This is a genomic window from Streptomyces venetus (genome assembly GCF_039540295.1).
Taxonomy (GTDB): Bacteria; Actinomycetota; Actinomycetes; order Streptomycetales; family Streptomycetaceae; genus Streptomyces; species Streptomyces venetus.
In genome coordinates this window covers 233,903-247,148 of sequence record NZ_BAABET010000008.1, presented here as the reverse complement: position 1 = coordinate 247,148, position 13,246 = coordinate 233,903, and the positions used below count along the sequence as shown (strand labels likewise).

The following is a 13,246-nucleotide window of genomic DNA, read 5'->3' as shown; positions in this document are numbered from 1 at the left end:
ACCCGGGGTAGTGGTCGGACCGCGGTGGCCGGAATCCGACCGGGTCGACATCGCTTCTCTTTTGCGCTTGGCTGCGGACCAGACCTTTTCATGATCCGGGGGGATCCCTATGAACCGCGCTGTCCGCGCGCTCCGCACCGTCCGAGCAGCCGCCTGCACCCTCGCCGTCGCCGGTCTCACACTCGGCCTCAGCTCCTGTTCCGAGGCGGTCGACCAGGTCGACAAGGCGGTGGACGAGACGTACGACGTCACCTACGAGGTCACGGGGAAGAACATCGACTCGATCGAATTCCACGGCGGCGGTGGCAAGGCCACGGAGCCGAAGATCGAGTCGGTGTCGAGCCCCGAGCTGCCCTGGAGGAAGACGGTCACACTGCGCGGCATCATGCCCGCGGCGGTCATGCCCGTCGCCGCGGACCCCGAAGGCGCCCAGGTGACGTGCAAGATCACCTACAAGGGCAAGGTGCTCGACGAGCAGAGCGCCGAGAGCCTGGTGACCTCCGGCGGCTGCACCGCGGAGTCCCCGGTCACCGGGTGACCCCGAGCTGCCCGGTCGGCTGGCACCGAGGTGCACTACACCTGTCACTCCCCGGTGCGTCGCCGTCGGAAGCCATGGTGATCGAGGAGCCAGTGGCCGAAGAGGGCTCCGCCGTACACGACGTACCCGACACCGATGAGCCAGGACTCCACCACGAGGACGACTCCGACGGCTCCGTAGCTGATCGCGTTGGTGACGATGAGGGGCGTGAAGACGAAGTGGGAGAACGTGCGCAGGCCGACCAGGCCCAGCATGGTGGCCGCCGCCCCGGGGAGCAGATCGCTCCAGCGGACCTGCCCGCCCAGCAGGAAGCGCTGCCCCCACCAGAAGAACAGCACACCGGAGGCCGAGCTCAGCGCGATGCGCTCCGGTCCCGAGACGAGGCTCCGTGTCTGCGCCTCCTGGTACAGGTACGCGGTCATGGCGACCATCCACACCGCTTGACGCCAGACCCGGTGCCAGGGGCCGGCCGCCAGGCCCCAGGTCCGCTCGTAGCCGTTCTGCACGCTTCCGCCGAGCGCGATGCCGAAGACGGCGAGAGCGACTCCGCCGAGCACACTGGTCGTGCCGATGACTTTGCGCGGGGGGCTGATGATGTCCGTGAGCAGACGAGCGGACCGCCCGGACAGTCCCATGCCGTCGGCCAGCCAAAGCGCGAATCCGCCACGCTCGAGAGGGTCGGCGGCGGCGACCACGATCAGCAGCGGCGCCAGCGTGACCAGTGCGAGCGTGGCGAACCCCATGGCCCGGTGCAGCAGCTCCAGGTCGCGTCCCTGCCGGACGAGGGTGTGCGCGCCCAGGCGTTCCCACCCGTGGTGCACCGCACGCCCCAGCCGGTTCACGGCATGCCGACTCGTACCCACGCGACGGGCGTGACCGGCCGGCGGCCCGCCACACCGTGTGTCGTCATCCGCGGTGTCCGCGGTGCCTGCGGTGTCCGCGGTGCGGTGCCGGTCACCGTTCGTTCGCCTCCCGGTACGCTCTCCGTCCCCGTCGCGGAATTCGTTGACCGTTTTGAAACGACACAAACGCCGCAGGAGCGAAACCCCTGCCGTCGGAACCTCACCCGGGCGGCGGACCCTGATGTGCGTCCGGCGGGCGTCTCGCTGGTGCTGCTGCGCCGGCGCGGTCGACTGTCCGCGGCCACCCTGGCCCGCGAGCTGGAGGTGTCCACCCGCACCGTGCTGCGGGACATCGAGGCGCTGTCCGCGGCCGGCGTCCCGGTCTACGCCGAACGCGGCCGGCATGGCGGCTTCGCGTTGCTGCTCGGTTTCCGGACAGAGCTCACCGGACTGAACCACGACGAGACGCTCGCCCTGCTGGTCGCCGGAACACAGCGTGGCGCGCAGGTGTTCGGCCTCGGCTCCGCGCTCGCCTCGGCCATGCTCAAGGTGGTCGACGCGTTGCCGGAGAGCTACCGGGACACCGCGGTCGACGCGGCGCGGCGACTGCTCGTCGACCCGGACTCCGACCTCCTCTCGCGCCGCGTGGTCACCGAGGAGGTGCCGGACACCGTAGTCGCCGAGGTAGGCCGTGCGGTGTTCGCCGGACACAGGCTGCGCATCCACTACGCCGCTGCGGACCGGGCCCCGAAGTGGCGCACCGTCGACCCGATCGGCCTGGTCACCGTCCGTGGCCAGGGCTACTTGCTGGCCACGAGGTCCGGCGCGGACCGCACCTATCGGCTGGCCCGGGTGCTGGCCGCCGAGGAACTCGACGAGCCCGCACAGCGACCGGAGCAGGTCGATCTGGACCGGGCCTGGCAGGAACGCGGCACCCGTTTTCGGACCGGCGGTGACCAAGTCGTCGTGCTGGTACGGGTGAGCCCGGCGCGGCGCGAGGAACTGGTGGGCACCGCGCTGGCTGTCCGCGCCGAGGAAGCCGACGCGGACGGCTGGTCGCGGCTGGAGGTGACCTTCCAGGATGCGCGGCACGCCGAATGGGCGCTGTGGCAGCTCACCACGGACGCGGAAGCCCTCGCCCCCCAGTGGCTGCGCACCTCATTGCACCACCGCGCCTCCGCGATCGCCGACCGCTACGGAGCATCGTCCTGAGGCCTGCGGGCCCACGACATCTTCCGGGGACGAGAGCGGCGGCCGGGTTCGCGCGGCCGTCCCGCCGGGCGGCTGACCAGGGCCTGCCGCCGCATCCCGGCGTTTGCCGACGGTGCCGGTGGAAACCCGGCGGTGCATGAGCACAGCGCCACGCCGCCTGCCGCGACAGAACCGGGTCCTGCGGTTCGTGGCTCACCCGGAGCGTGGGTCCAGGGACCTGCGGCCCTCCCGCTCCCGCGCGTCGCGACTGCTGATCGGGATCGGAGCCGGCCGCGCAGGGGAGCGGAACGTGAGCAGGAGTTGTTCATGGACATGACGTCAGTGGCCGACAGCGGTCCCGCACGAAAGTTGCGCGCGCTCCTCCGGCGCACCGAACGCAGCTACTCGGCAGGGCACGACCGGCCGCTCGTCGGCTATCTCGGGGCCATGGCGGGCTTCGCGGCGTTCACGGCGGCCTGGACCACTGCCGTCCGGCGCCACGGCCGCCCGCTGCCCGACCGCCCGGAGCCCTGGGACGTCGTCCTGACCTCGGTGGCCACGTTCCGGCTCAGCCGGCTGCTCAGCAAGGCATCGGTGACCAGCCCGCTGCGGGCCCCGTTCACCAAGTACGTCGGACCGCAGGGCCCGGCCGAACTGCACGAGGAGGCACAGCCCGAGCCGGGCCGGCACACCGTCGGCGAACTCGCCACCTGCCCGTTCTGCATGAGCGTCTGGGTCGCCTCGGCCCTGACCGCCGGACAGCTCCTGTGGCCCCGCGCGACCCGCACCGCCATGGGCACGCTCACCGCCCTGGCCGGCGCCGACGCCCTGCAACTGGCGTACGGCGTGCTCATGCGGCGGACGACCGGCGACTGACCGGGCGGCGGCGGCGCTGCCCGGTCAGCGGGTGAACACGCCGGCCAAGGTACCCGCCCCGACAGCGCAGGGGAGGAGGGCGCAGGCGACCACCGCGTGACGTCTGAGCAAGGCGCGGCGGAGGTCGCTGTAACGGGCCTCGTACTCCTGGCGCAGTTCGTCGGCCCGCCGGGCCGTGGCGAGCAGCAGCTGACGGGTGACGTCGAGGCGCCGCCGGACGTAGTGGCCGACGACTTCCTCCGCTTGTGCTGTGGTCAGCCAGGGCATCAACGCGCAGAGGTCTTCGGCCTCGCACCGCGCCTGGCCATGATGGGCGTGGGCGAGCAGATAGCCCTCGGCCTCGTCGGCCAGACCGCTGTGCGGCTCCACGGCCGACGCCCCGGGTCTGTGACGCCTCATGGCCGTGCGCCCTTGTGCCCCTCGGGTTCGACGACATCGCGTTTGCCGGTGTTCTCGGCCTCGTCCAGCGCGGCCACGTCGGGGTGGTGCAGGTCGAAGGCCGGGGACTCGGAGCGGATGCGCGGCAGGGTGACGAAGTTGTGCCGCGGGGGCGGGCACGAGGTCGCCCACTCCAGTGAACGCCCGTACCCCCAGGGGTCGTCGACCTGGATCCGTTCGCCCTGCTGGGCGGTCTTCCACACGTTGTACAGGAACGGCAGTGTGGACAGGCCCAGCAGGAACGCGCCGATCGACGAGACGGTGTTGAGCGTGGTGAAGCCGTCCGCGGCGAGGTAGTCGGCGTAACGGCGGGGCATGCCCTCGGCCCCGAGCCAGTGCTGCACCAGGAACGTGGTGTGGAAGCCGACGAACAGTGTCCAGAAGTGGATCTTCTCGATGCGGTGGTCGAGCATCATGCCCGTCATCTTCGGCCACCAGAAGCTGAAGCCGCCGAACATCGCGAACACGATCGTGCCGAAGAGCACGTAGTGGAAGTGCGCGACCACGAAGTACGAGTCGGTGACGTGCCAGTCCATCGGCGGGGAGCCGAGGATCACGCCGGTCAGGCCACCGAAGAGGAACGTGACCAGGAAGCCGACAGCCCACAGCATGGGAGGTTCGAACGACAGGGAGCCCCGCCACATGGTGCCGATCCAGTTGAAGAACTTCACGCCCGTCGGTACGGCGATGAGGTACGTCATGAAGGAGAAGAACGGCAGCAGCACCGCGCCGGTGGCGAACATGTGGTGAGCCCACACCGTCACCGACAGTCCGCCGATGGCGATCGTCGCGCCGATCAGACCCGTGTAGCCGAAGATCGGCTTACGGGCGAAGACGGGGATGATCTCGGTGATCACACCGAAGAACGGCAGCGCCAGGATGTACACCTCGGGGTGCCCGAAGAACCAGAACAGGTGCTGCCAGAGGATCGCACCGCCGTTCTCCGCGTTGAACACCTGCGCCCCGTAGCGGCGGTCGGCCTCCAGCACGAGCAGGGCCGCCGCGAGGACCGGGAACGCCAGCAGCACCAGCACCGAGGTGAGCAGCACGTTCCAGGTGAAGATCGGCATGCGGAACATGGTCATGCCGGGGGCGCGCATGCAGATGATGGTGGTGATGAAGTTGACGGAGCCGAGGATGGTGCCGAACCCGGACAGGGCCAGGCCCATGATCCACAGGTCTCCGCCGACGTAGGGGGTGCGTTCGCCCCCGCTGAGCGGGGTGTAGGCGGTCCAGCCGAAGTCGGCGGCTCCCTGCGGGGTGAGCAGGCTGGCCAGCACGATCAGGCCGCCGAAGAGGAACAGCCAGTAGGACAGCATGTTCAGCCGCGGGAAGGCCACGTCCGGCGAACCGATCTGCAGGGGCATGACCGCGTTGGCGAATCCGGCGAACGTCGGTGTCGCGAACAGCAGCAGCATGATCGTGCCGTGCATGGTGAACGCCTGGTTGTACTGCTCGTGGGAGAGCAGCTGAAGTCCTGGCCGGGCCAGCTCTGCCCGGATCGCCATCGCCAGGGCCCCGGCGATCAGGAAGAAGCCGAACGACGTGATCAGGTAGAGGTGCCCGATCTTCTTGTGGTCCGTCGTCGTCAGCCAGGAGACGACCACTCGGCCTGGGCCCCGGCCCCGGGGCTCGGCCGCCGGGACGGGAGTGACCGGTTCGGTGTGTGTCGTCATGGGCTCCTCGATCGACAGCCGTGGTGCGGGGGACGGGTGAGGCGGGATGCAGCACGGAGGAAGCTAGTCGTGACGATTCGTCCCCTGGCGTGGCCTCGCCCTCCGCTGGGCCGAACGGTCGAATGATCCGTTCGTTCGAGCGATGCCCTGGCTTCACCGTGAGGGGCGGTCCGGTCGAAGCCGCTCTGGTCCGTTCCAGTGGGACGAGTCGGCCGCGGGTAGCAACCGGTGCAGCCGGAGGGACCGGTACGGCCCTGTGAGCGAGCGGTGGCCGAAATGCGGGCGACGAGCGCCGGGAGGCGTTCCGGCGTCCGGTGCGGCTGCCGGCCGTGCATGAGACGGCCGAGGTCGTGGGCCCGTCGTCGCTGCCGGAGGTCCGTCGTCGTCCTCGTCGGCGCGCCGAGACCCTCGTATGCGCAGAGCGCCGCGCATCGCACCCGGGGCCGAGCGGTTCAGCCGGTGCGGTACAGGGCCGTGAGCAGTTCGACGGCGGGCTGCGTGGCGGGGTGCGGATCGTCCCGCCACCAGGCGAGGCGTACGACGATCGGCTCGGCGTCGAGCACCGGCAGGTAGGCGACACCCGGCCTCGGGTACTGGTGGGCGGTGGACTCCGCGGTCATGCCGACGCACCGGCCGCTGGAGATGACGGTGAGCCAGTCGTCGACGTCGTGGGTCTCCTCGGTGGCCGGACGTGAGTCCGGCGGCCAGAGCTCCGGGGTGGTCGTCCCGGTCCGGCGGTCCACCAGCAGCGTGCGCTCCGCGAGATCGGACAGCCGGACGGAGCCGTCCGAAGCGAGGGGATCGTCGGCGGAGACGGCGGCCACGCGCCGCTCCAGGCCCACGATGGCCGCGTCGAAACGCCTGTCGTCCAGGGGCCTGCGGACCACCGCGAGGTCGCAGGCGCCTTCCCCGAGACCGGCGCTGGCGGAGTTGGACCGGATCAGGTGCAGATCCGTGCCGGGGTGTGCCTTCGCCCAGCGGCGCTGGAAGGCGGCCGTGTGCCGGCCCACGGCCGACCAGGCGTAGCCGACGCGCAGACGCGTGTGACCCGAGGTGGCCTCAAGGACCAGGTGGTCCGCCTCGGCCAGCACCCGCCTGGCCTGTGCGACCACCCTCAGCCCGGTCGCCGTCGGCGTCACCTCCCGCGAGGTGCGGCGCAGCACCCTGACACCCAGGGCCCGTTCGAGCGAGGCCAGGGTCCGGGAGACGGCGGCCTGGGAGACGCCGAGTGCGATGGCCGCGTCGGTGAAGGTGCCCTCGTCCACGATGGCGACGAGACACCGCAGGTGACGGAGCTCCAGATCCATGAGCCCAGCGTATAGACAGTGGCACAGATGCATTTTGTGAAGGCGACGCCGTCCCACACGATCGGCACATGCGAGCCGATGCCACCGCCGTCCCCGCAGGCCGTACCGCCGAGCCCTTGTCTCCTGAGCCGCCCCGAGGGCGTCTGGCCGGGGTGGCCACCATGGTCGGCAGTGGTCTGTCCAACCAGACCGGCGCCGCGATCGGCTCCCTCGCCTTCCCCGTGCTCGGGCCCGTCGGCGTCGTCACGGTCCGTCAGTACGTCGCGGCCGTCGTGCTGACGGCTGTCGCACGCCCCAGGCTGCGCAGCCTCACCGGGTGGCAGTGGCGACCGGTGCTGGGACTGGCCGTGGTGTTCGGGACGATGAATCTGTCCCTCTACACCGCCATCGACCGGATCGGACTCGGCCTCGCGGTGACCCTGGAGTTCCTGGGCCCGCTGGCCATCGCGCTGGGCGGAGCGCGCCGCCGGGTCGACGCGTGGTGTGCGGTGATCGCCGCGGCAGGCGCCGTCACCCTGATGCGTCCGCAGCCCTCGACCGACTACCTGGGGCTCGGGCTGGGGCTGCTGGCCGCGTGCTGCTGGGCCTCGTACATCCTCCTCAACCGGACCGTGGGCCGCCGCATACCCGGTGCGCAGGGTTCCGCGGCGGCCGCACTCGTGTCCGCCGTGATGTTCCTGCCCGTGGGGGTCGCCGTGGTCCTGCGGCATCCTCCGACCGCCGGCGCCGTCGGCTGTGCCGTCGCCGCCGGTGTGCTCTCCTCGGCCGTCCCCTATCTCGCCGACCTGTTCACCCTGCGCCGCGTGCCCGCGCAGGCGTTCGGTCTCTTCATGAGCGTCAACCCGCTCCTCGCCGCCCTCGTGGGCTGGATCGGACTCGGGCAGGGGCTGGGTGGTCCGGAGTGGGGGGCCATCGCGGCCGTCGTCTCCGCCAACACCGTCGGCATGCTCGCCCGGGACAGCCGGCGCACGGGAGCTTGACGCACCAGAGCGCGGCACGAACGTGGTTCACGTCGCGCGTCCGGCTGCGTGTTGCGCACCACCGGCCTCGACGTCCGGGCGACGGTTCCGGCCGAGTCCGTCCGGTTCCGGCCGGCCTCTTGACCCGCGGCGGGCCCTCCCCGATGCTCGGTTGCGTATAGCGGTGCGTGTATCTGATGAGGCAACTCTCGAAAGCAGTGCACCCGCGCGTGTTTCCCGTCTGAGGAGCAGCTCATGGCTCACGAGGTTCGTGCCGTCGTCGCCCGCAAGAAGGGCGCACCGGTTTCCGTCGAGACGATCGTCGTCCCCGATCCCGGCCCGGGTGAGGCGCTGGTCAAGGTCGAGGCGTGCGGCGTCTGCCACACCGACCTCCACTACCGCGAGGGCGGGATCAACGACGAGTTCCCCTTCCTGCTGGGGCACGAGGCGGCCGGCCGGGTCGAGGCGGTGGGGGAGGGTGTCACCGGCGTCGAGCCCGGTGACTTCGTCATCCTCAACTGGCGTGCCGTCTGCGGCCAGTGCCGGGCGTGCAGCAAGGGCAAGCCCTGGTACTGCTTCGCCACCCACAACGCGACGCAGCCGATGACGCTGCTCGACGGCACCCCGCTCTCGCCCGCCCTCGGTATCGGTGCCTTCGCTGAGAAGACGCTGGTCGCGGCCGGACAGTGCACCAAGGTGGACCCGGCCGCACCGGCGACGGCCGCCGGTCTGCTCGGCTGCGGTGTCATGGCGGGCTTCGGCGCCGCCGTGAACACCGGCGCCGTCGGCCGGGGGGACTCCGTCGCCGTCATCGGCTGCGGCGGTGTCGGCATGGCGGCCGTCGCGGGCGCCCGGCTCGCTGGCGCGTCCAAGGTCATCGCCGTCGACATCGACCGGCGCAAACTCGACCGGGCCCTGGCCATGGGGGCCACCCACACAGTCGACGGGACGAAGGGCGACGTCGTGGAGGCGGTGCGCGAACTGACCGGAGGGTTCGGCGCCGACGTCGTCGTCGAGGCGGTCGGCCGCCCCGAGACGTACCGCCAGGCCTTCTACGCCCGGGACCTGGCGGGCACGGTCGTGCTGGTCGGGGTGCCCACCCCGGAGATGAAGGTGGAGCTGCCGCTGCTCGACGTCTTCGGGCGGGGCGGTTCGCTGAAGTCCAGCTGGTACGGCGACTGCCTGCCCTCGCGTGACTTCCCGGCCCTCATCGACCTGTACCTGGGCGGCCGGTTCGACCTGGACGCCTTCGTCTCCGAGACCATCGGCCTCGGTGACGTGGAGGAGGCCTTCGAGAAGATGCACGGCGGCGACGTGCTGCGCTCCGTGGTGGTGCTGTGATGGCCGGCGCACCGCGCGTCGAACACCTCGTCACGAGCGGCACCTTCAGTCTCGACGGCGGCACCTGGGACGTGGACAACAACGTCTGGATCATCGGTGACGACGACGAGGTGGTCGTCATCGACGCGGCGCACGACTCCGACGCCGTCCTGGAGGCCGTCGGCGACCGGCGCCTTTCGGCCGTCGTGTGCACCCACGCCCACGACGACCATGTGCGCGCGGCACCGGACGTCGCCCTCGCCACGGGCGCGCCGGTCCTCCTGCACCCCGACGACCAGGTGCTCTGGAAGATGACCCACCCGAACCGGCGCCCCGACGGACCCCTCACCGACGGCGACGAGCTCGTCGTGGCGGGCATCGGCCTGCGCGTCCTGCACACACCCGGGCACGCGCCCGGGGCCGTGTGCCTGTACGCCCCCGACCTGGGGGCACTGTTCAGCGGCGACACGCTGTTCGCGGGCGGACCCGGTGCGACCGGACGCTCGTACAGCGACTTCGGCACCATCATCACCTCGATCGGTGAGCGGCTGCTGACGCTCCCGGGCCAGACGGTCGTCCACACCGGACACGGCGACACGACGACCGTCGAGGCGGAAGCCCCGCACCTGGAGGAGTGGGCCGCCCGCGGCTGGTGACCCGGGCGTCGCCCCGCCCGGCCCCGCGCGTCACAACCCGCCGTGGCCGTCACAGCCCCGCCGTGGCCGGAACCCGTCCGTCTCGTCGGCCCCCGCTGGTGGCCTGAGTCTGGCGGGGTCCGGCGCTTGGAGCATATGGCGCCGACGTTCCCGATCCCCCGGTTCTGTGGGACGTCCCGCCCTGACCTGCGTTTCTCATGATGAGTGACGTTTCGCATGACGCAACACAAAATAGGGGCGTCCGGTGTCCCCTGAACTCCTTGACAAGGGTTTGCGGGCGCCTCCAAACTGGCGTTGCGTTCACCGCAATCCGTTCCGCTATACGCACCGAGGTGTCATGATGATTCCCGCGTGCCGTCTCGTGGATCTGCCCCGAGGCGAGGCCCACAGGCTCGACATCGACCCGCCGGTCTCGGTGTTCCACACCGACGACGGCGAACTCTTCGCCATCGACGACACATGCACCCACCAGGACGCCTCGCTCGCCGACGGCTGGCTGGAGGGATGCGAGGTCGAATGCCCGCTGCACGCCTCGAAGTTCAACCTCAAGACCGGAGCCGTCGACGCCCCGCCGGCCAAGCTCCCGGTGCGCACGCACGAGGTCTTCGTCGAGGACGGCATGATCTACGTCCGGCTGTCCACGTCGGCTCCGAACCTGCCTCCCTGCATCGCCGCCCGGCTGGCCGGGGGCGTCGCGTGAGGACAGTGGCCGTGGTGGGCGCGTCGCTGGCGGGTCTGTCAGCGGCGCGCTCGTTGCGCAAGCAGGGATACGACGGACGGCTCGTCGTCATCGGCGACGAGATCCATCGCCCCTACGACAGGCCGCCCCTGTCCAAGGAGTTCCTCGCCGGTGGGATCGGCGAAGCCGATCTCGCACTGGAGCCGGACGACGAGGACCTGCGGGCGGAGTGGCTCCTCGGAGCCCGCGCCGCCGGGCTCGACAGCGCGCCCCGTGCCGTGCGGCTCACCGACGGCAGGGAGGTGCGGGCCGACGGCATCGTCATCGCCACCGGAGCCTCCGCCCGGACCCTGCCCGGCATGGACGGTCTGGCCGGTGTGCACACCCTGCGCACCCTGGACGACGCCCGCGCCCTGCGGGACGAACTGGCCCTGGGCGGACGCCTGGTCGTGATCGGCGGCGGCTTCATCGGTGCCGAGGTCGCCTCCACCGCCCGCGCCCTCGGCCTCGACGCGACCGTCGTCGAGGCGGCTCCCACGCCCCTGGCCGGACCGCTCGGCGCGACCATGGGGAGCATCGTCTCCGCCCTCCACGCGGACCACGGGGTACGCCTGTTGTGCGGGGTGGGCGTCAAGGGGCTGAGCGGCGAGACCCGCGTCGACGCCGTCCTGCTGGAGGACGGCCGCAGCATCCCCGCCGACATCGTGGTCGTGGGGGTCGGGGCCCGTCCCTGCGTGGAGTGGCTGCAAGGCTCCGGCGTCGAGCTCGACGACGGCGTCACGTGCGGTGCGGACGGCCGTACCAGCCTCGCCGGGGTCGTCGCGGTCGGCGACTGCGCCTCCTGGTACGACCCGCGCGCGGGCACCCACCGCCGCGTCGAGCACTGGACCGGCGCCCGGGAACGCCCCGATGCGGCCGTCGCCGCGCTGCTGTCCTGGGGCGAGACCGAACCGGGTGTACCCCGGCCGCCGTACTTCTGGTCCGACCAGTACGGCGTGAAGATCCAGTTCGCGGGCAACGCGGCGCGCGCCGACAGCGTGACCATCGAGGAAGGCACCGCGGACGACCGCAACGTCCTGGCCGTCTACCGGCGTGCCGGACACCCGGTCGCCGTCCTCGGGATGAACCAGCCACGGCTGTTCACACGCTGGCGCAAGCAACTCGCGGCCAAGGCGTCCTGAGACGGGCCGTCGGTGGCGCGGCTCCTTGCCCGACGGCGCCCGGTGCAGCTCGTCCCCGCGCGTGCAGGCCCGATCCGCGACGTTCCCCCGAGGAGTGCCCTGTGACCTCGACCGGTCTGCCGGAAAGCCTGATCGCCACCCTCCCCGGCTCCTCCTACATGGATCCGGCGATCTTCGCCCAGGAGCAGGAGCACATCTTCGAGGCGATGTGGTTCTGCGCCGTGCGCTCAGCCGACCTCGCCAGGCCCGGTGCCTTCCGGACCGTGCAGGTGGGCCGCGAGAGCATCCTCGTCACCCGGGCACGGGACAACTCCGTCCGTGCCTTCCTCAACGTCTGCCGGCACCGCGGAGCCAAGCTCTGCACAACGGAGGCGGGCGAGGTCAAACGCGCCTTCCAATGCCCATGTCGTCTTCCACCGGATGTACCCGGTCGCCGCGGACCGCACGATCGTCGAGTGCGACTGGCTCTTCCTCAAGCACGTCGTCGAGAGCGGCAAGGACGTCAGCCGGTCGGTGGAGCTCTTCGACCGTGTCAACCGGCAGGACTTCGACGCGTGCGAGCGCTGCCAGCCCGCCATGAGCTCCCGGCTGTATGCCAAGGGCGGAGTGCTCGTGCCCAGCGAGCATCACATCGGCGCGTTCCACGCCTTCGTCCAGGAGCGGCTGGACGCGGGGCGGCCGCAGTAGCGCGGCGGGGTCAGCCCAGGTAGCCCATCCGGTGGCTGATCTCTTCCGCGCCCTTGATCAGCACCGGAGCGAAGTCGTGCATACGGTCCTCGGTGAGCCGGTACGCCGGTCCCGAGGCGCTGATCGCAGCGATGACCTCTCCGTCCCTGTTGCGGACCGGAGCGGCCATCGCGTGCAGCCCTTCCTCGAACTCCTCCAGAGTCCAGGAGTAGCCACGCTCCCGCGCCTCGGCGAGGTTCTTCTCGAGCTTCGTCTTCGCGGTCAGAGTGCGGGGCGTCATCTTCTTCAGGCCCGCCTGCGACAGCAGCGCGGCACGCTCCTTCGGCGGCATGTGGGCCAGCAGGATCTTGCCGCTGGACGTGGCGTGCAGCGGCGTCAGCTGGCCGACCCAGTTGAACGCCGTGACGGCACCCGGACCGCGCACCTGGTACAGGTTGATCGCGTACTGCTCCTGCATCACCGCGAGGTTCACGGTCTCGCCGATCTCCTCGGCGAGACGCTCGCAGACCGGGCGGCTCTGCTGGGTGATGTCGATCCGCCCGGTGACCGCGCCCGCGAGACGGACGATGCCGAAACCGAGGCGGTACTTGCCGCGCTCGCCCGCCTGCTCCACCAGGCCGCGCACCTCCAGGGCGCCGAGCAGCCGGAACGCGGTGGACTTGTGGACGTCGATCTCGGCGGCCACCTCGCTGACGCCGGCCTCGCCGCGCCGGGCCAGGATCTCCAGCACGGTGATGGCGCGGTCGACGGACTGCACCCCGCCCGTCGGCGCACTTGTCGTTTCGGTATCTGCATGGTAGTTGCTCACGACGCAACTATACGGGCGTTAAACATAGGCGACACCGGTGCAGGTCACGGGCTTTGCACAGACAATCGGGAAGTTGCGCTGTTCGCAA

13 protein-coding genes and 1 pseudogene are annotated in these 13,246 nt (G+C 70.9%); 9 read left to right on the top strand and 5 right to left on the bottom strand.

Annotation, left to right across the window (positions count from 1 at the left end; translation table 11 throughout):
* The first annotated feature begins 109 nt into the window (after nt 1-109).
* A complete protein-coding gene (locus tag ABEA82_RS26315) occupies nt 110-538 on the top strand; it encodes an MmpS family transport accessory protein (protein WP_345664138.1) in 429 nt (142 codons plus the stop codon).
* 44 nt (nt 539-582) lie between these two features.
* On the opposite strand, the gene ABEA82_RS26310 is transcribed toward ABEA82_RS26315, so the two are convergent.
* Nucleotides 583-1,380 (bottom strand): ribonuclease BN, encoded by a 798-nt coding sequence (locus ABEA82_RS26310; RefSeq protein ID WP_345664350.1) that lies wholly within the window; start codon nt 1,378-1,380, stop codon nt 583-585.
* Nucleotides 1,381-1,623: 243 nt separating this feature from the next.
* Between ABEA82_RS26310 and ABEA82_RS26305 the strand changes: the two genes are divergently transcribed.
* Together ABEA82_RS26305 and ABEA82_RS26300 are read left to right on the top strand one after the other, a co-directional pair.
* A complete protein-coding gene (locus tag ABEA82_RS26305) occupies nt 1,624-2,592 on the top strand; it encodes a helix-turn-helix transcriptional regulator (protein WP_345664137.1) in 969 nt (322 codons plus the stop codon).
* Between the two features lie 312 nt (nt 2,593-2,904).
* A complete protein-coding gene (locus ABEA82_RS26300; protein ID WP_345664349.1) occupies nt 2,905-3,447 on the top strand; it encodes a DUF1360 domain-containing protein in 543 nt (180 codons plus the stop codon).
* A gap of 24 nt (nt 3,448-3,471) precedes the next feature.
* On the opposite strand, the gene ABEA82_RS26295 is transcribed toward ABEA82_RS26300, so the two are convergent.
* The 3 genes from ABEA82_RS26295 to ABEA82_RS26285 form a co-directional block, all read right to left on the bottom strand.
* On the bottom strand, nt 3,472-3,846 hold the full coding sequence (locus ABEA82_RS26295) for a hypothetical protein (protein ID WP_345664136.1): 375 nt from the start codon (nt 3,844-3,846) through the stop codon (nt 3,472-3,474).
* Nucleotides 3,843-5,561: an aa3-type cytochrome oxidase subunit I gene (gene ctaD, locus ABEA82_RS26290; protein ID WP_345664135.1), complete on the bottom strand. Its 1,719-nt coding sequence runs from the start codon at nt 5,559-5,561 to the stop codon at nt 3,843-3,845. Before ctaD ends, ABEA82_RS26295 begins: the two co-directional genes overlap by 4 nt.
* A 452-nt stretch (nt 5,562-6,013) precedes the next feature.
* A complete protein-coding gene (locus ABEA82_RS26285) occupies nt 6,014-6,868 on the bottom strand; it encodes a LysR family transcriptional regulator (RefSeq protein WP_345664134.1) in 855 nt (284 codons plus the stop codon).
* A gap of 68 nt (nt 6,869-6,936) precedes the next feature.
* Between ABEA82_RS26285 and ABEA82_RS26280 the strand changes: the two genes are divergently transcribed.
* The 6 genes and pseudogenes from ABEA82_RS26280 to ABEA82_RS26255 all read left to right on the top strand — a co-directional run bounded on the left by ABEA82_RS26280 (nt 6,937) and on the right by ABEA82_RS26255 (nt 12,350).
* A complete protein-coding gene (locus ABEA82_RS26280) occupies nt 6,937-7,848 on the top strand; it encodes an EamA family transporter (RefSeq protein ID WP_345664133.1) in 912 nt (303 codons plus the stop codon).
* A 234-nt stretch (nt 7,849-8,082) separates the two neighbouring features.
* Nucleotides 8,083-9,168 carry an S-(hydroxymethyl)mycothiol dehydrogenase gene (locus ABEA82_RS26275; RefSeq protein WP_345664132.1) on the top strand — a complete coding sequence of 362 codons (1,086 nt, stop codon included), beginning with the start codon at nt 8,083-8,085 and terminating at the stop codon, nt 9,166-9,168.
* Nucleotides 9,168-9,803 (top strand): MBL fold metallo-hydrolase, encoded by a 636-nt coding sequence (locus ABEA82_RS26270; protein WP_345664131.1) that lies wholly within the window; start codon nt 9,168-9,170, stop codon nt 9,801-9,803. Before ABEA82_RS26275 ends, ABEA82_RS26270 begins: the two co-directional genes overlap by 1 nt.
* Before the next feature lie 337 nt (nt 9,804-10,140).
* Complete coding sequence (locus ABEA82_RS26265) at nt 10,141-10,503, top strand: bifunctional 3-phenylpropionate/cinnamic acid dioxygenase ferredoxin subunit (protein WP_039934293.1); 363 nt, start codon at nt 10,141-10,143, stop codon at nt 10,501-10,503.
* Nucleotides 10,500-11,663, top strand: coding sequence for an NAD(P)/FAD-dependent oxidoreductase (locus ABEA82_RS26260; RefSeq protein WP_345664130.1), 1,164 nt, complete (start codon nt 10,500-10,502; stop codon nt 11,661-11,663). Before ABEA82_RS26265 ends, ABEA82_RS26260 begins: the two co-directional genes overlap by 4 nt.
* Nucleotides 11,664-11,764: 101 nt before the next feature.
* Nucleotides 11,765-12,350 (top strand): annotated as a pseudogene (locus tag ABEA82_RS26255) (aromatic ring-hydroxylating oxygenase subunit alpha).
* A 10-nt stretch (nt 12,351-12,360) separates the two neighbouring features.
* Here the strand turns inward: ABEA82_RS26255 and ABEA82_RS26250 are convergent.
* Nucleotides 12,361-13,107, bottom strand: coding sequence for an IclR family transcriptional regulator (locus ABEA82_RS26250; protein WP_345664348.1), 747 nt, complete (start codon nt 13,105-13,107; stop codon nt 12,361-12,363).
* Nucleotides 13,108-13,246: the final 139 nt, after the last annotated feature.